This window comes from Kosakonia sp. Marseille-Q7440, from assembly GCF_965119485.1.
Map to the genome: position 1 here is coordinate 897,026 of NZ_CBCPLT010000002.1, position 14,849 is coordinate 911,874.

17 protein-coding genes are annotated in these 14,849 nt (G+C 57.6%); 6 read left to right on the forward strand and 11 right to left on the reverse strand.

Annotated features, from left to right (window positions below; all coding sequences use genetic code 11):
* Window positions 1–20: 20 nt before the first annotated feature.
* A complete protein-coding gene (gene mutY, locus ACWPW2_RS18055) occupies window positions 21–1,073 on the reverse strand; it encodes an A/G-specific adenine glycosylase (protein ID WP_454124516.1) in 1,053 nt (350 codons plus the stop codon).
* 142 nt (window positions 1,074–1,215) lie between these two features.
* On the opposite strand from mutY, the gene trmB reads away from it, so the two are divergent.
* From trmB to wzz(fepE), 4 genes are all read left to right on the forward strand, one after another.
* Complete coding sequence (gene trmB / locus ACWPW2_RS18060; RefSeq protein ID WP_279794187.1) at window positions 1,216–1,935, forward strand: tRNA (guanosine(46)-N7)-methyltransferase TrmB; 720 nt, start codon at window positions 1,216–1,218, stop codon at window positions 1,933–1,935.
* Window positions 1,935–2,261, forward strand: a complete 327-nt coding sequence (locus ACWPW2_RS18065) for a YggL family protein (RefSeq protein ID WP_023480838.1) — start codon at window positions 1,935–1,937, stop codon at window positions 2,259–2,261. The genes trmB and ACWPW2_RS18065 overlap by 1 nt, the downstream gene beginning before the upstream one ends.
* A gap of 56 nt (window positions 2,262–2,317) precedes the next feature.
* Window positions 2,318–3,034 carry a YggN family protein gene (locus ACWPW2_RS18070; protein WP_023480977.1) on the forward strand — a complete coding sequence of 239 codons (717 nt, stop codon included), beginning with the start codon at window positions 2,318–2,320 and terminating at the stop codon, window positions 3,032–3,034.
* Between the two features lie 336 nt (window positions 3,035–3,370).
* Window positions 3,371–4,477, forward strand: a complete 1,107-nt coding sequence (gene wzz(fepE), locus ACWPW2_RS18075; RefSeq protein ID WP_454124519.1) for an LPS O-antigen length regulator Wzz(fepE) — start codon at window positions 3,371–3,373, stop codon at window positions 4,475–4,477.
* Between the two features lie 80 nt (window positions 4,478–4,557).
* On the opposite strand, the gene hemW is transcribed toward wzz(fepE), so the two are convergent.
* The 5 genes from hemW to ACWPW2_RS18100 are packed head-to-tail and all read right to left on the reverse strand — an operon-like array spanning window position 4,558 to window position 7,865.
* Entirely contained in the window at window positions 4,558–5,694 is a 1,137-nt protein-coding gene (gene hemW / locus ACWPW2_RS18080) for a radical SAM family heme chaperone HemW (RefSeq protein ID WP_454124521.1), read from the reverse strand.
* Window positions 5,687–6,280: an XTP/dITP diphosphatase gene (locus ACWPW2_RS18085; RefSeq protein WP_124967300.1), complete on the reverse strand. Its 594-nt coding sequence runs from the start codon at window positions 6,278–6,280 to the stop codon at window positions 5,687–5,689. The genes hemW and ACWPW2_RS18085 overlap by 8 nt, the downstream gene beginning before the upstream one ends.
* Window positions 6,281–6,288: 8 nt before the next feature.
* Complete coding sequence (gene yggU, locus ACWPW2_RS18090) at window positions 6,289–6,579, reverse strand: DUF167 family protein YggU (RefSeq protein ID WP_454124523.1); 291 nt, start codon at window positions 6,577–6,579, stop codon at window positions 6,289–6,291.
* Entirely contained in the window at window positions 6,576–7,142 is a 567-nt protein-coding gene (locus ACWPW2_RS18095; protein ID WP_454124524.1) for a YggT family protein, read from the reverse strand. Before ACWPW2_RS18095 ends, yggU begins: the two co-directional genes overlap by 4 nt.
* 18 nt (window positions 7,143–7,160) lie before the next feature.
* The gene (locus tag ACWPW2_RS18100) at window positions 7,161–7,865 is read right to left on the reverse strand and encodes a YggS family pyridoxal phosphate-dependent enzyme (protein ID WP_124967302.1); all 705 of its coding nucleotides are present in this window, start codon (window positions 7,863–7,865) and stop codon (window positions 7,161–7,163) included.
* Between the two features lie 17 nt (window positions 7,866–7,882).
* On the opposite strand from ACWPW2_RS18100, the gene ACWPW2_RS18105 reads away from it, so the two are divergent.
* Window positions 7,883–8,863 carry a type IV pilus twitching motility protein PilT gene (locus ACWPW2_RS18105; RefSeq protein WP_454124525.1) on the forward strand — a complete coding sequence of 327 codons (981 nt, stop codon included), beginning with the start codon at window positions 7,883–7,885 and terminating at the stop codon, window positions 8,861–8,863.
* On the opposite strand, the gene ACWPW2_RS18110 is transcribed toward ACWPW2_RS18105, so the two are convergent.
* Window positions 8,860–11,118 carry an FAD-dependent oxidoreductase gene (locus ACWPW2_RS18110; RefSeq protein ID WP_454124527.1) on the reverse strand — a complete coding sequence of 753 codons (2,259 nt, stop codon included), beginning with the start codon at window positions 11,116–11,118 and terminating at the stop codon, window positions 8,860–8,862. The genes ACWPW2_RS18105 and ACWPW2_RS18110 overlap by 4 nt on opposite strands.
* 67 nt (window positions 11,119–11,185) lie before the next feature.
* On the opposite strand from ACWPW2_RS18110, the gene ACWPW2_RS18115 reads away from it, so the two are divergent.
* Entirely contained in the window at window positions 11,186–11,878 is a 693-nt protein-coding gene (locus tag ACWPW2_RS18115; RefSeq protein ID WP_454124529.1) for an IclR family transcriptional regulator domain-containing protein, read from the forward strand.
* A 131-nt stretch (window positions 11,879–12,009) separates the two neighbouring features.
* Here the strand turns inward: ACWPW2_RS18115 and ruvX are convergent, their stop codons facing one another.
* From ruvX to rsmE, 4 genes are all read right to left on the reverse strand, one after another.
* Window positions 12,010–12,426: a Holliday junction resolvase RuvX gene (gene ruvX, locus ACWPW2_RS18120; protein WP_023480823.1), complete on the reverse strand. Its 417-nt coding sequence runs from the start codon at window positions 12,424–12,426 to the stop codon at window positions 12,010–12,012.
* Window positions 12,426–12,989 carry a YqgE/AlgH family protein gene (locus ACWPW2_RS18125; protein ID WP_124967306.1) on the reverse strand — a complete coding sequence of 188 codons (564 nt, stop codon included), beginning with the start codon at window positions 12,987–12,989 and terminating at the stop codon, window positions 12,426–12,428. The genes ruvX and ACWPW2_RS18125 overlap by 1 nt, the downstream gene beginning before the upstream one ends.
* Before the next feature lie 118 nt (window positions 12,990–13,107).
* The gene (gene gshB, locus ACWPW2_RS18130) at window positions 13,108–14,055 is read right to left on the reverse strand and encodes a glutathione synthase (protein ID WP_270221498.1); all 948 of its coding nucleotides are present in this window, start codon (window positions 14,053–14,055) and stop codon (window positions 13,108–13,110) included.
* Window positions 14,056–14,068: 13 nt separating this feature from the next.
* A complete protein-coding gene (rsmE, locus tag ACWPW2_RS18135) occupies window positions 14,069–14,800 on the reverse strand; it encodes a 16S rRNA (uracil(1498)-N(3))-methyltransferase (protein WP_023480745.1) in 732 nt (243 codons plus the stop codon).
* Window positions 14,801–14,849 lie beyond the last annotated feature (49 nt).

Sequence of the window (14,849 nt, forward strand, 5' to 3'; positions counted from 1 at the left end):
ATTCCTCTTTTTGCGCGCCACTAAGATGCTGCTTCGGCGCGTAATTGCTGTATCAGGCGTTCCACCGGAGCCGCCAGACCGACGGATGGCGGTTGCGCTAAGTTATACCAAAGACCTGCGCCTTCATCCATGCACGCGGCAAAGGAGGACACAGGAAGCCACATCGGCACAATATCGAGGTGGAAATGGCTAAAAGTGTGGCGGAACGCGACAAGTTGGCTGAGAGTATCCGCGCTAATCCCTCTTTGCGCCAGCCAGTCGCGCAGCGCCGCTTCATCGCCAAACTGCGGGAAGCAGAAGAGGCCGCCCCACAGGCCGCTCGGCGGGCGCTGTTCAAGATAGACCGCGCCCTCATGCTCCATCAGCAGCAGATAACCGGTGCGCTCGGGCAGGATCTGCTTCGGCTTTTTACCCGGGTAGCTGCTCCAGCTGTGCGTGGCGTAAGCGATACAGCCGCTTTGCAGCGGGCAGAGTTCGCACTTCGGTTTTGAGCGGGTGCAGACCATGGCGCCAAGATCCATCATCGCCTGGTTAAAGCGCTCGACGCCTTTCGCCGGTGTCACCTGTTCGCTTATCTCCCATAGCCGTTTCTCAACCTCTTTCTTACCTGGCCAGCCAGCCACCGCATAACAGCGGGCCAGCACGCGCTTAACGTTGCCATCGAGAATCGGAAAGTGCTTGCCGAGGGATAAAGAGAGAATCGCGCCCGCCGTCGAGCGGCCAACGCCTGGCAGCGCGGCAACTTCTTCGAAGGTTTCAGGAAAACGGCCATTGTGCTGCGTGGCGATCTGCTGCGCGGCTTTATGCAGATTGCGCGCGCGGGCGTAGTAACCGAGCCCGGTCCACAGATGCAGCACTTCATCCAGCGGCGCGTTGGCTAAATCGGTCACCGTCGGGAAGCGCGCCATAAAGCGCTCGAAATAGGGGATCACCGTTGCGACCTGGGTTTGTTGCAACATCACTTCTGACAGCCATACTTTGTAGGGCGTCTTTTCAATTTGCCAGGGCAGGGTTTTCCGCCCAAATTTGTCGTACCAGTCCAGAACCTGGGCTGAGAATTGAGACGCTTGCATGGTCACCAGAATCGCTTTATCAGGGGCGAAGATTGCAGCACAGCGGCGATGCACTGTAAACCGGAACTTTCCGGTGCTTGCATCATGCCATGAACTTTGGATAATGCCCGTTTCCTGAACACTCTCACGAGCAGAAAACTTTATGAATAACGACGTCATTTCACCGGAATTTGATGAAAATGGCCGCCCGCTGCGCCGCATTCGTAGCTTTGTCCGTCGCCAGGGGCGTCTGACGAAGGGTCAGCAGCACGCGCTGGACAATTACTGGCCGGTGATGGGCGTTGAGTTTACCGAACAGCCGCTCGATTTTACCGCGCTGTTTGGCCGTAGCGCGCCGGTAACGCTGGAGATCGGTTTCGGCATGGGCGCTTCGCTGGTCGAAATGGCGAAAACTCGCCCGGAGCAGGATTTCCTCGGCATTGAAGTGCACTCGCCGGGCGTCGGTGCCTGCCTCTCTTCCGCTCACGAAGAGGGCGTCGAGAACCTGCGCGTAATGTGTCACGACGCGGTAGAAGTTCTGCACACCATGATCCCGGATAACTCCTTAAACATGGTGCAACTCTTTTTCCCGGACCCGTGGCACAAAGCGCGTCATAATAAGCGCCGTATTGTGCAGGTACCCTTTGCCGAGCTGGTGAAGAGCAAGCTCAAGCTGGGCGGCGTGTTCCACATGGCGACCGACTGGGAAGCCTATGCAGAACATATGCTGGAGGTGATGAACTCCATCGACGGGTATAAGAACCTGTCGGCCAGCAACGACTATGTGCCGCGCCCGGAATCGCGCCCGGTAACGAAATTTGAACAGCGTGGCCATCGTCTTGGTCACGGTGTATGGGACTTAATGTTCGAGAGGGTGAAATAATGGCAAAGAACCGCAGCCGTCGCTTGCGTAAAAAAATGCATATCGACGAATTCCAGGAAGTGGGTTTCTCCGTCGCGTGGCGTTTCCCGGAAGGTACCACCGAAGAGCAGATCGACAGCACCGTTGATAACTTCATTAAGCAGGTGATTGCGCCGAATAAACTGGCGTTTGATGGCAGCGGCTATCTGGCGTGGGAAGGGTTAATCTGCCTGCAAGAGATTGGCAAATGCACCGAAGAGCATCAGGCCCTTGTGCGTAAGTGGCTGGAGGAGCAGAAGCTCGAAGCGGTACGCACCAGCGAACTTTTCGACGTCTGGTGGGACTAAACAAACATAAGGGCCAGCATCTGCTGGCCCATTTTGTCTCTACAGGAGTTAATAGAATGCGTAAAACGCTGCTGGCGGCAACGCTCACCCTTACAGCTTTCGCGGCGCAGGCAGATTATCAGTGCAGCGTCACGCCGCGCGACGATGTGATTATCAGCCCGCAAACCGTGCAGGTGAAGGGCGAAAACGGCAATCTGGTGATCACGCCAGAGGGCAATGTGATGTTTAACGGCAAACAGCCGTCCCTTAGCGCTGCCCAGCGTGAGCAGGCAAAAGATTATCAGGCCGAGTTACGCAGCGCCCTGCCGTGGATCGACAACGGCGCGCTGACTCGCGTGGAGAAAAACCGCATTGCGCTGGATAAGATCATCGTCAAAGAGGTGGGGGAGAGCAGCAGCATGCGTAACCGCCTCACCAAACTCGACGCGCAGCTCAAAGAGCAGATGAATCGTATTATCGAGCATCGCAGCGACGGCCTGACGTTCCACTACAAGGCCATTGAACAGGTGCGCGCCGACGGTCAGCAGCTAGTCAACCAGGCGATGGGCGGCATTCTGCAGGACAGCATTAACGAAATGGGCGCGAAAGCGGTGATGAAGAGCGGCGGCAACCCGTTGCAGAATGTGCTCGGCAATCTCGGCGGCTTACAAACCTCTATCCAGAACGAATGGAAAAATCAGGAAGCTGACTTCCAGCAGTTTGGCAAAGATGTCTGTCAGCGCGTGGTTTCACTCGAAGAGAGCCGCAAAGCGTTAACCTCCTCCCTGAAGTAACTTTTCACGGCGGCTTTTTTCTGCATCCACAAAAAAGTCGCCGTTTCGCGAAATATATTCTTAGTTGTTTAACTTCTGTTTATTTTTATCCCTCGCGCTATCCCATTGCGCAATAATCTAATTACGCTGATGTTTTATACACGCCGTCGCTACTAATAAATGGTTTAAGATAAAAGCAACTACTAACGCTCTCTTTCTACCTACCATATCTTGGGGTTTTACTTAAGATATAAATCTTTTTCGTGAACAGCGTACCATTTTCATACTTTCAGAATGTTCTTGTTGATGCTAATATCGCCGCCTCAATTACGGATATCTCTCCTGCATAAGTAATCTATGTCATCAATAAACTTACAGCCGCGAAGCGACGCTTCGTTTTATGAAGACTCTGCTCTTAACCTTAAAAAGAATGAGGTTGATCTGCTTTATCTCTTCAGCCTTTTATGGCGAGGCAAAAAATTCATTATTGCGACCGTGATACTTTTCGCCGTCTGTGGCTTCTTTATTAGCGCGTTATTGCCGCAAAAATGGACCAGCCAGGCCGAGATTACGCCGGCGGAAAAGATTCAGTGGGCTGAACTGCAGCGCGCGTTAATGACCCTGCAAGTGCTTGATGTGAAGAGCTCCGTTTCGCCGGATGATGTCTATAACCTCTTCCTGAAGAAATTTGCTTCACAGTCGTTGAAAGAGGAGTTCCTGGCGACATCTCCGCTGGTGCTGGGCCAACTTGAGCAGAGCAATCTCGATCAGTATGATTTGCGGCGCGCACTGGCGCTGGTGGCTGGCAATCTCAAAATTACCAATAACGATAAATCGGGAAGTCCTACAGATACCCCGTACGCCTCATGGTCGCTCAGTTTCACCGCGCCAAAGGCCGTTGAAGCGCAGCAGGTGCTGACAGATTACATCAACTTCATTACCGCCAAAGTGGTGAGCGAAACGCTTGAAACCGTGCGTAACGATATTGAGTTGAGGAAAAACGTCGAGAAAAATGTGCTGGAGATGGATCGCGCCCGCATTGCCAACGTTCACGAGGCAAAATTAAAGCGTCTGAATTACTCGCTTGAAGTGGCGAATGCTGCTGGCATCAAACGTCCGGTCTACAGCAATGGCCAGGCGGTACAGGATGATCCGGACTTCTCTATTGCGCTGGGTGCTGACGGTATCTCTGAAAAACTGCGCATCGAGCAGTCGATGAAAGATTTTACCGAGCTGAATGCAGACTTCCGTAACCGTGAGTATCATCTGGCACAGCTTGAGAAAGTGAATATTAAAGATGTAGAGTTCTCTCCTTTTAAATATCAACTTTCACCGTCGTTCCCGATGAAAAAAGATGGCCCGGGTAAAGCCATTGTTATCGCGCTGGCGATCATTCTTGGCGGCATTATCTCCTCGGGCATCGTCTTATTGCGCCACGGGATGCAGCAGCGACAATTGCTGTAATCTTGTTCTGTAAATAATCACACCGCTAAAATAATTAAGGGGAAATAATATTTCCCCTTAATTTTGTGTCTCAGTTCATGTTACTCATTAAGAAACAACTCAAGCAATGAATTGAGGAACAGCTTACCGTGCTCGGTAATCTGCCAGTGCGTTGCGCTCTCGGTCAGATAATTGAGCGCCAGTGCCTGCTCAATTTGCGGACGAATGATCTCTTCATCCAGCCCGGTATATGCGGAAAACTCTGCCCGCGGGGCTGCCTCCAGCAGGCGGAAACGGTTCATAAAGAATTCGAACGGTTTATCCTGCTCTTCTACATCATGCTGCTTATCAAGGTAATTTCCCTGCATATAGCCGCGTGGATGACGCGTTTTCGCCGTACGCAAAATGCGCCCATCCGCGAAGGTCACTTTGCCGTGCGCACCGCAGCCGATACCGAGATAGTCGCCAAAGCGCCAGTAGTTCAGGTTGTGCTGGCACTGATAGCCCGGTTTGGCATAGGCCGAGGTTTCATACTGCTGATAACCGGCGGCCGTCAGGATCTGGTGTCCCTGCTCGAAGATATCCCACAGCGCGTCGTCATCCGGCAGCACCGGCGGGCGCGAGCTGAAGAGCGTATTGGGTTCGATAGTAAGCTGATACCACGACAGATGCGGCGGGTTTAAGGCGATGGCCTGGCGCAGGTCGTCGAGCGCTTCGTCAACGGATTGATCCGGCAAGCCGTGCATTAAATCGAGGTTGAAGCTGCGCAGCCCCAGCCCGCTTGCCAGACGTGCGGCACGCCTGGCTTCTTCGGGGCCGTGAATACGCCCGAGGCGCTGCAACTTGGTTTCGCTGAAACTCTGCACGCCTATTGAGATACGGTTCACACCGGCGCGCTGGTAGTCGGCGAAGCGGTCAGCCTCAACGGTGCCGGGGTTCGCCTCCATGGTAATTTCCGCATCACTCGCCAGCGGCAGACGCGCGCGAACGCCGTCAAGCAGGGTCTGCATCGCCGGGCCGGAGAGCAGACTTGGCGTACCGCCGCCGATAAAGATGGTCTTTATTTCCCGTCCCTGGGCGTAGGCGGCATCACGATCCAGATCCGCAAGCAGATGCTGGACATAGTCGTCGTGCGGCACTTCACCCTTCAGCGCGTGGGAGTTGAAGTCGCAGTAGGGGCACTTCTGCACGCACCAGGGAATGTGGATATAGAGACTCAGAGGCGGCAAATCAGCCATTACGCATTGCTTCCAGTAACAGGGTTAACGCCTGACCGCGATGGGAGAGGGCACGCTTCTCGTCGCGCGTCAGCTCCGCGGCGGTTTTGCCTTCGGAGGGGACGAAAAAGATAGGATCGTAACCAAAGCCGCCGCTGCCCGCAGGCGCGTGGGCTATAACGCCAGGCCAGCTACCGTGGCACACCAGCGGTGTCGGATCGTCGGCGTGGCGCATATAGACCAGTACACAGTGGAACTGCGCCTGGCGCTCGCCGTCCGGCACGTTTTGCAGCGCATCAAGCAGCTTTTCCAGGTTCTGTTGATCGCTGGCTTCAAGGCCAGCGTAGCGTGCGGAGTAGATCCCCGGCGCGCCGCCCAGCGCATCGACTGCCAGCCCCGAATCATCGGCAATGGCCGGTAAGCCGGTCACTTTTGCCGCATGGCGGGCTTTCAGAATGGCATTTTCAATAAAGGTCAGCCCGGTCTCTTCAACGGATTCGACGCCCAGCTCGGTTTGTGCGACCACATCGAGGCCGAAATCATTGAGCAGCGAGGCAAGCTCGCGCACTTTACCGGCATTACCGGTGGCGAGGACAACTTTTTGCATAGCGGATCCTAATTTATCAGCGCCGCGACTTCCGTCGGGATCTGTTGCGGATGAACGATTTTAATCTGTTTATGGCGGCCCAGTTCGCCCTTTTCGATCAGCACCTGGCTTTTCGCGACGCGGAACTGTTTAGCGAGAAATTTCACCAGGTGCGCATTGGCCTGGCCATCCACTGGCGGGGCGGTGATGGCGACTTTTACTTCGTCGCCATGCAAACCGATAATTGCGTCGCGGCTGGCTTTCGGCTGAATATAAAGCCGTAAAACCAGCCCGTCCTGAAAGGATTCAACGGCACTCATAGTGCCATCCACAGCCCCGGCAGCAGCATATCACCGGTGGATTGCAGCAGTTCAGCAATCCCCATATTGAGCACATAGAGCAGCAGTACGAGGATCATCGGCGAGAAGTCGATGCCGCCCATTGCCGGCAGCAAGTTGCGGATCGGGCGCAGCAGCGGCTCGGTCAGCTGAACCAGTGCGTACTCAACCGGGCTGCGACCCTGGCTGACCCAGCTCATGATTGCCATTACCAGCAGCACCCAGAAAATCATCAGGCCGATGGTTTTGACCAGAATAAGCAGAGCGGATATCCAGATAATCGGCTGCAAGGTGACCACCATAAACAGCACGATCGCCTTGATAAAACTCAGCACAAAAGCGACCAGCAGCGACGCGCTGTCGAGCGGCCCCATCGCCGGGATAATGCGGCGCAGCGGCCCGACAATCGGCTGGGTGGCTTTAACGACAAATTGCGAAAAAGGGTTATAAAAATCACAGCGTGCCCACTGCATCCAGACGCGCAACAGCAGAACCATGGTGTAGAGTTCAAGCACTGTTGAGAGCAGGAAAGTCAACGTCTTCATGGCGTTCCTCAGTTTCTCTTACTTTTTTGTGTAATCGCGCGCACCAAAAATGGCGGTACCAATGCGCACCATCGTACTGCCCGCCGCGATGGCTGCGGACATATCATCCGTCATGCCCAACGACAGGGTATCGACTGTTGAATAGCGCGTTTTAAGCGCCTCAAATGCTACAGCCATTTGCCGTGCCACGGCAAACTGCCGTTCGTACTCCGCTTCCGGTGCCGGGATCGCCATCAACCCGCGCAGGCAGATGCCCGGCAGTTCAGCGAGTTGCGCGGCAAGCTCATCCAGTTCGCTCAGGGCGATACCGGACTTGCTCTGCTCATCGCTGATGTTGATTTGAATAAGAACATTTAGCGGCGCGCGCGTTGCCGGGCGCTGCTCGCTAAGGCGGCTGGCGATGCGCAGACGGTCGACAGTGTGGCACCAGTCGAAGTGCTCCGCTACCAGACGGCTTTTGTTGGACTGCAACGGGCCGATAAAGTGCCACTCCAGCCCGCTGATGCCCGCCTGCTGGAAGTGCTGGATCTTCTCCACCCCCTCCTGCACATAGTTTTCGCCAAACGCACGTTGTCCGGCGTCGATCGCTTCTGCGACGTCGCTCGCAGGCTTGGTTTTACTCACTGCAAGTAACGTAACTTCTTCTGAAGCCCGGCCGCAGCGTGCCGCCGCGGCGGAGATTTTGTCCCGGACCTGTGCCAGGTTATGCGCGATATCGTTCATGATTCCAGGATGGCGTAATGGATATAGAAGAAATAGTGGCGCTTAGTGTAAAGCATAATGTCTCGGATCTACACCTGTGCAGTGGTTGTCCACCGCGCTGGCGACAGCACGGACAGCTTACCGCTGCGCCTTTTGACCAGCCCGACATCAGTGCACTGCTCAGCGGGCAGCTGACCTCCCTGCAACAGCAGCAGTGGCGCGAGTCGAGGCAGGTGGATTTTGCGCTCACCACCGCGAGCGGCAGGCGGCTGCGCGCAGGCGCGTTTGCCCGCCACGGCGGCATATCATTAGCGCTGCGCCTGTTGCCACAGCGCTGCCCGCAGCTTAGCGATATCTCTGCTCCGGCGGCGCTGACTGAACTGCTGGCGCGGGAGAACGGCCTGATCCTCGTTACCGGCGCGACCGGCAGCGGTAAATCGACAACCCTTGCGGCGATGGTGCAGCACCTCAATCATCAGGCCGGGGGGCATATTGTGACGCTGGAAGATCCCATTGAGTTTGTACACCAGAGCGGCAACAGCCTGATCCAGCAGCGCGAGATAGGTCAACACTGCGCCTCGTTTGCCGACGGTCTGCGCGCGGCGCTGCGCCAGGATCCGGATGTGATCCTGCTTGGCGAGTTGCGCGATAGCGAGACGATCCGCCTGGCGCTGACCGCCGCCGAAACCGGGCATCTGGTGCTGGCGACCCTGCATACGCGCGGTGCGGCACAGGCCGTCGAGCGGCTGGTGGACAGCTTCCCGGCGCAGGAGAAGGAGCCGGTGCGCAGCCAGTTGGCGGGGAGTTTACAGGCGGTGCTGGCACAGAGGCTAGAGGCGGATAAGCAGGGCGGGCGCGTGGCGCTGTTTGAGTTGCTGATTAATACTCCGGCGGTGGCGAACCTTATCCGCGAAGGCAAAACGCATCAGCTGCCCGGCGTGATGCAAACTGGGCAGCAGCAGGGGATGCAGACCTTCGCGCAGAGCCACCAGCAGCGGGTGCGCGAAGGGCATCTTTAGTGAAGATGTAGCGCGTAAACCGCGGGCAGCGCGCCCGCGGTAGCGATGATCTCCAGCCTGATGCTGCTCGCCGTAATGGGGCGGGTGAAACGGTGCTGGCAGACGGAGTGGTGATTATCATGCACCTCTGCCAGCAGCCACTCGTCGGCCCACAGGCGATAGTGCGTAATGCAGTGCGGCGTAACGGCGAGCGGGTGTCCCATCTGTACGGACTCCATGGCGTTATCGAAGTCGTTATCCTGCACCAGCGTCAACTGGCTAATCGTCTGCGGGCTCTCCCAGCGCCAGACGATCTCCGGCGCGGCGTCATCCAGCGCCGGGGACCAGGCGTTGATCTGCTGCTCGGGGCGCAGGCGGCCATTGAGCACATTCTGCATGCTCCAGGCGGCAATCGGCGGATCGCAGCGCAGGGCGGGCATGATCTGCGCAGGGTGGCGGCGAGGCAGCCAGAAGTCGAATTCGTCGACGCCGTAATCGCCATCGGCGACCTGGCGGGTGTGTTTAGCAACGCGCGCATTAAGGCTGTTAAACACCGTCATGATGCCCGGCAGACGCGTATCGGTAAGCGCGATCTCAACCTCTTCATGGGCGGCGAAGGCGAGAAAAACATACTGGTTGCGTTCGCTCTGCCACTGGAAGGTGATGGTCTGCTCGCCTTCGCCAGCGACGCTCAGTACCTGCTCCTCAAAGTGGCAATCGGGCGTGAAGTTACCGGCCCGCACGCTGCCGAGCAGCGAGACCGCAAGCGTCGTCGGCCGCTTTGCCCGCAGCCGCAGGGTGATGGAGGGCACGGTATGGCCCGCCGGGACAGGCAGCAGCAGTGCCATCCTCTCCGCCAGCGGATGCCAGTTGCCGTTGGGCGCGAGCGCCGTCAGGCTGTACTCGCTGCTGGCAGTGACGCTGGCACCTGCCGCCGGGTCGTTGAGCCACTGGCGCGGGATATAGCAGCCGTTAAGCTGCAACTGCTGTTGCAGCGCACCGATATGCTCACGCTGCGCCAGGGCCTGGGGTGTGAGGCCCCGCGCATGGCACAGCGCGGCGGCACGGCCCACCACCTCGCCGAGCAGGCCGCAGGTGCACATCACGCGGGCGCTACCGAAGGCGACGTGCGATGCGGAGATAATCCGCCCGGTCAGCAACAGGTTATCCAGCGAGCGGCTGTAGAGGCTGCGAAACGGGATAGTGTAGGTGCCTTTGCTGTGAAACTGACGGCAGCCGTCATGGGGGCTGTAGACGCCGTCCGCCGGATGCAGATCGATCGACCAGCCGCCATAGCCCACGGCGTCATAGTGGTCGCGCTGCTCGATAATATCCTGCTGGCTCAGCAGATGGTCGCCCACGAAGCGGCGGCTTTCGCGCTTGCCGGGGATCGCGCCGACCCACTCGATGGTCATCTTTTCCGCTTCCGGGAAGTGGCCGGAGTTTTTGATGTGATCCCACACGCCCCAGACGATCTTCCACAGCTCCCATTTGATCTCTTCGCTCTCATGCACGGTATCAAGACGCCCGCCCCACTCAAGCCACCAGAGATCGCAGCCGTTAAGGGTGGAGGTGAGGCGTTTATAACGTGGGATGGCGGTAATATCTTTCAGCGCGAAGGAGGGGGGAACAAAGTTAACCGGCCCGTCAGTCTGTTTGGTATAGAAATAGATGGAGTGGCCGAGCTTGTGGCCGAAGTTGTCGCCGGGTGCCATTTTCTCCCCGAGTTCCTCCGCTTCTTCTGCGCCCTCACGATATTCGGCACCCGCCAGATAGCCGAGCACGCCGTCGCCAGTGGCATCACAAAACTGTGCGCCGCTGACGGTATAAAAAGTCTCGTTGATCGGGTTAAAAGCCTTCACCTGAGTGATGGTCTGCGCCTCTTTTTCCACCTCAAACACGGCGGTATTAAGTAGCAGTGTCAGCCCCGGCTGGCTTCTGGCAAGGTCGAGCAGCACCAGGTCAAACATCACCGGGTTGCCCTCTTTGTTGCGCCAGAGGTTCTCCTCCATGATCTCGCCCATAATGCCGCCTTCTCGCGCCCAGCGGTTGTTGTTGCCCATATGCGATGTCGCGCCGTTTGCCCACAGGCGCACTTCGCTGGAGGCGTTGCCGCCGAGTACTGGCCTGTCCTGGATTAGCACGACCTCTAAACCGTCGCGCGCTGCCGCCAGCGCGGCGCAAAGCCCTGCCAGCCCGCCGCCCGCGACGACCAGATCGGCGTGCAGCTGCCGGGTCGGAAAAGCTCTGGCATCGGTGTGAGGAAAGATTTTCATTATCTTGTTTCCTTTTTGACTGACGGTAGAATCGTTTTTTCCAGCCAACTGAAAAGCGAACCCTGCAATGTCTTCTCAACCGAACCAAAGTCTGATTGATGGCATTCGCTGCCTGCAGTACCTCGTCTCCAGCGATCGCGCCATTGGCTGTCGTGAGCTGTCGCGTCTGATGGGCATTAACACCACCCGCGTAAACCGATTATTGATGACCATGGCTTCCATTGGCCTGACCATGCAGGATGCGCAGCGTCGCTACCTTCCCGGCCCCGGCATTCATGCGCTGGCGGCGCAGGCCATTCGCGGTTCGGCGCTCTTCTCCCACGCGCTGCCGCTGCTGGAAAACTACGCCCCGAAAGATATCGTCGTGGCGATGGGCGTGCTGTGGGAGGATCAGGTGATCTATATCTACCACTCTGAACCCGGCAGCCAGGTGAGCCAGGCGCTGGCCGGTTTCCATATGCTGCCTGCCTGGCAGTCGGTCATCGGCATGTCGCTGCTGGCGGCAGAGAGCGACGAGGCGCTGCAACAGCGCTTTACGCCGGAGCAGTGGCAGCAGCTTGGCCCGCATGTCGCCCAGCAGCGCGCGCAGGGGCATGTGGTGTGGCATCACGACGACGGTGAAGTGTCGATGGCGAAACCGCTTGGCGCCCACTCCGCAGCGCTCGCGTTTGCCGGTCTGTGGCAGGTTGACGATGCGGTTGTTGAGACGCGCTTAGACGCCCTGCACGAACTGGCTCAGCGCTTAACAGAAAAACCCTGATGGCCTTTATGTTTCTTTTATAGAAACATTTGCGGGAATGCAAAAAGCCTGGCTGGAAAGTGTGAGAAGGATCGGCAGAAAGCCGCGAGGCGATCGCGGCTAAGAGAAAAGAGAGGGGAGAACGGGCAGGGTTACGGGTGCAGCTCGAAGTAGCTTTCGAGAATAATCACCGCCGACGCTGAGTCGACGCTGCCTTTATCAAGGGCGCGGAATCCGCCGCGTTCAAACAGCCCAGAGCGCGCTTCAACGGTGCTTAACCGTTCATCATGCAGGATCACTTTTGCGCCAAAACGGCCGTGTATTTTATTGGCAAAGTTGCGGGCGCGGGCGGTGAGTAGCTGCTCGGTGCCATCCATATTAAGCGGCAAACCAACCACCACCGCTTCCGGCTGCCACTCTTTGAGCAGGTTTTCGATCCGCTTCCACTCCGGCGTGCCGTCCTGCGCTTTTAGCGCCGTCAGCGCGCGCGCCGTCCCGGTAATGCGCTGCCCGATGGCCACGCCAATGCTTTTGGTGCCAAAATCAAACGCCAGCAGTGTGCCGCTCATCAGGCGTGCCCCGCGACGCCCGGCATGGTCGAAATATCGATGCCGATAAGCTTTGCCGCTTCGCGCCAGCGATCGGCGATGGGGGTTTTAAACAGGATGTTGAGATCCGCCGGCGCGGTAAGCCATGCGTTATCAAGGATCTCCTCTTCGAGCTGCCCCTTATCCCACGACGAGTAGCCCAGCGCGACCATCACCTCAGCAGGCTGTTCGCCGGTGCCGAGCGTCTCCAGCACGTCACGCGAAGTGGTGACCACGGTGTTGTCCGAGACGCGAATGCTGGAGGCAAAACCGCCTGGCGGGGTGTGCAGGATAAAGCCGCGATCTTCCGCCAGCGGGCCGCCAAGCAGCACCGGTTTATCAAGACGGATCGCCGGGTCGCGATCGACGGCCTCGATTTTCAGTTTTTCAAGCACGCCCTCTACCGTCAGGTTTTCCAGCGGCTTATTGATGATAAGCCCCATCGCCCCTTCCTCGCTGTGCTCGCAGATATAGACAACGGAGCGCCGGAAGAGGGGATCCTGGAGAGCAGGCATGGCAATAAGAAAGTGATGCTGTAAATTCATTGTCAGAGGTTCTGTTCCTGGTTCAAAAAAGCGACAACGTAGTATGGGGGGAAAGCAGGGTGCTGTCACGAGATAAAGCGGGAAGGGCGCGGGCTCTCGCTCGCACCCTGTGTGGCACTTATTTAGCCAGACGTTTTTCGATAGCGTCCATCAGCATACCGGTGATGGAGACCGGGAATTCGGCTTCGATTTCACGGATGCAGGTCGGGCTGGTGACGTTAATTTCCGTCAGGCGATCGCCGATGATATCGAGACCGACGAAGATAAGCCCTTTGGCTTTCAGCACCGGCGCGACTTTACGCGCAATCTCCCAGTCGCTCTCGGTCAGCGGACGCGGTTCGCCGCGACCACCGGCCGCCAGGTTGCCACGGGTTTCTCCGCCCTGCGGCACGCGCGCCAGGCAGTAAGGCACCGGTTCGCCATCGACTACCAGCACACGTTTGTCGCCCTCTTTAATGGCTGGCAGGTAGTTCTGCGCCATGCAGTAGCGCGTGCCCAGTTCGGTCAGAGTTTCGGTGATAACCGAGAGGTTTGGGTCGCCCTCTTTGACGCGGAAAATGGAGGTGCCGCCCATGCCGTCCAGCGGCTTGAGAATAATATCGGTGTGCTTCTGCCAGAAGGCTTTCAGCCGCGCTTTATCGCGGGTAACCAGTGTTTCCGGCGTCAGATCCGGGAACCAGGCGGTAAAGAGCTTTTCGTTACAGTCGCGCAGGCTCTGCGGTTTGTTAACAATCAGCGTGCCTTTCTCTTCCGCGCGCTCAAGGATATAGGTCGCGTAGATATACTCGGTATCGAACGGCGGATCTTTACGCATCAGCACGGTATCGAGATCCGCCAGCGCGATATCCTGCTCGCTGCCAAATTCATACCATTTGTCGTAGTTCTGCTCGACGGAGAGGGTACGCGTGCGGGCGCGGGCTTCACCGTTAATCAGGTAGAGATCGGCCATCTCCATATAGTGCAGCTCGTAGCCGCGGCGCTGTGCTTCCAGCAGCATGGCGAAGCTGGAGTCTTTCTTGATGTTAATGTCCGCGATGGGATCCATCACGATGCCGAGCTTAATCATTCTGCTTCTCCTTTCAACCCAGGTCGCCGAAGCGAACCTGAAGCGCGGTGATGGCGGTAAGCGCCGTTGTCTCGGTGCGTAGCACGCGGGGACCTAACAAAATATCCGTAAACTGGTAGCGCGCGGTCATGGCGATCTCATCGGCGGATAGACCGCCTTCCGGGCCAATCAGCAGACGCACGCGCTCGACGGGCAGAGGCAAGGTGTTAATGCTCTGGCTGGCGCGCGGATGGAGGTTGAGCTTCAGACCGCTCTCCTCTTCGGCGCACCAGGCTTCGAGATCCATGGCCGGGCGGATCTCCGGAACACGGTTGCGCCCGCACTGTTCACAGGCGGCAATGGCGATCTTTTGCCACTGCTGCAGCTTCTTGTTCAGGCGTTCGGCGTCCAGTTTAACGCCGCAGCGCTCAGAAAAAAGTGGCGTAATGAGGCTTACGCCCAGTTCGATCGATTTCTGGATGGTGAATTCCATCTTTTCACCGCGCGACATCACCTGGCCCAGGTGAATGTGCAGTGGCGATTCTCGATCGTCCACTTCGCCGCGCAGCACGCTGACGCGCACGCTTTTTTTATCGGCATGGGTGATTTCTGCCTCGAAAACCTGGTTGGAGCCGTCGAAAAGCTGCACCGCCTGGCCCGGGCCCATACGCAGCACGCGGCCGACGTGGTTGGCGGCATCCTCGCTAAGGGCAATTTCACTGCCCGGCTGAATACATTCTGGGTGATGGATGCGGGGAATGCGCATGTTTTAGATCCGTTCAGATTACCGCCCCGCACGGCAGGGCGGATGTTAA

Bases quoted from the DNA above. Each gene is read 5' to 3' on its own strand.
- mutY (WP_454124516.1), bottom strand. From the start codon at position 1,073: ATGCAAGCGTCTCAATTCTCAGCCCAGGTTCTGGACTGGTACGACAAA.
- trmB (WP_279794187.1), top strand. From the start codon at position 1,216: ATGAATAACGACGTCATTTCACCGGAATTTGATGAAAATGGCCGCCCG.
- ACWPW2_RS18065 (WP_023480838.1), top strand. From the start codon at position 1,935: ATGGCAAAGAACCGCAGCCGTCGCTTGCGTAAAAAAATGCATATCGAC.
- ACWPW2_RS18070 (WP_023480977.1), top strand. From the start codon at position 2,318: ATGCGTAAAACGCTGCTGGCGGCAACGCTCACCCTTACAGCTTTCGCG.
- hemW (WP_454124521.1), bottom strand. From the start codon at position 5,694: ATGGCTGATTTGCCGCCTCTGAGTCTCTATATCCACATTCCCTGGTGC.
- ACWPW2_RS18085 (WP_124967300.1), bottom strand. From the start codon at position 6,280: ATGCAAAAAGTTGTCCTCGCCACCGGTAATGCCGGTAAAGTGCGCGAG.
- yggU (WP_454124523.1), bottom strand. From the start codon at position 6,579: ATGAGTGCCGTTGAATCCTTTCAGGACGGGCTGGTTTTACGGCTTTAT.
- ACWPW2_RS18095 (WP_454124524.1), bottom strand. From the start codon at position 7,142: ATGAAGACGTTGACTTTCCTGCTCTCAACAGTGCTTGAACTCTACACC.
- ACWPW2_RS18100 (WP_124967302.1), bottom strand. From the start codon at position 7,865: ATGAACGATATCGCGCATAACCTGGCACAGGTCCGGGACAAAATCTCC.
- ACWPW2_RS18105 (WP_454124525.1), top strand. From the start codon at position 7,883: ATGGATATAGAAGAAATAGTGGCGCTTAGTGTAAAGCATAATGTCTCG.
- ACWPW2_RS18110 (WP_454124527.1), bottom strand. From the start codon at position 11,118: ATGAAAATCTTTCCTCACACCGATGCCAGAGCTTTTCCGACCCGGCAG.
- ACWPW2_RS18115 (WP_454124529.1), top strand. From the start codon at position 11,186: ATGTCTTCTCAACCGAACCAAAGTCTGATTGATGGCATTCGCTGCCTG.
- ruvX (WP_023480823.1), bottom strand. From the start codon at position 12,426: ATGAGCGGCACACTGCTGGCGTTTGATTTTGGCACCAAAAGCATTGGC.
- ACWPW2_RS18125 (WP_124967306.1), bottom strand. From the start codon at position 12,989: ATGAATTTACAGCATCACTTTCTTATTGCCATGCCTGCTCTCCAGGAT.
- gshB (WP_270221498.1), bottom strand. From the start codon at position 14,055: ATGATTAAGCTCGGCATCGTGATGGATCCCATCGCGGACATTAACATC.
- rsmE (WP_023480745.1), bottom strand. From the start codon at position 14,800: ATGCGCATTCCCCGCATCCATCACCCAGAATGTATTCAGCCGGGCAGT.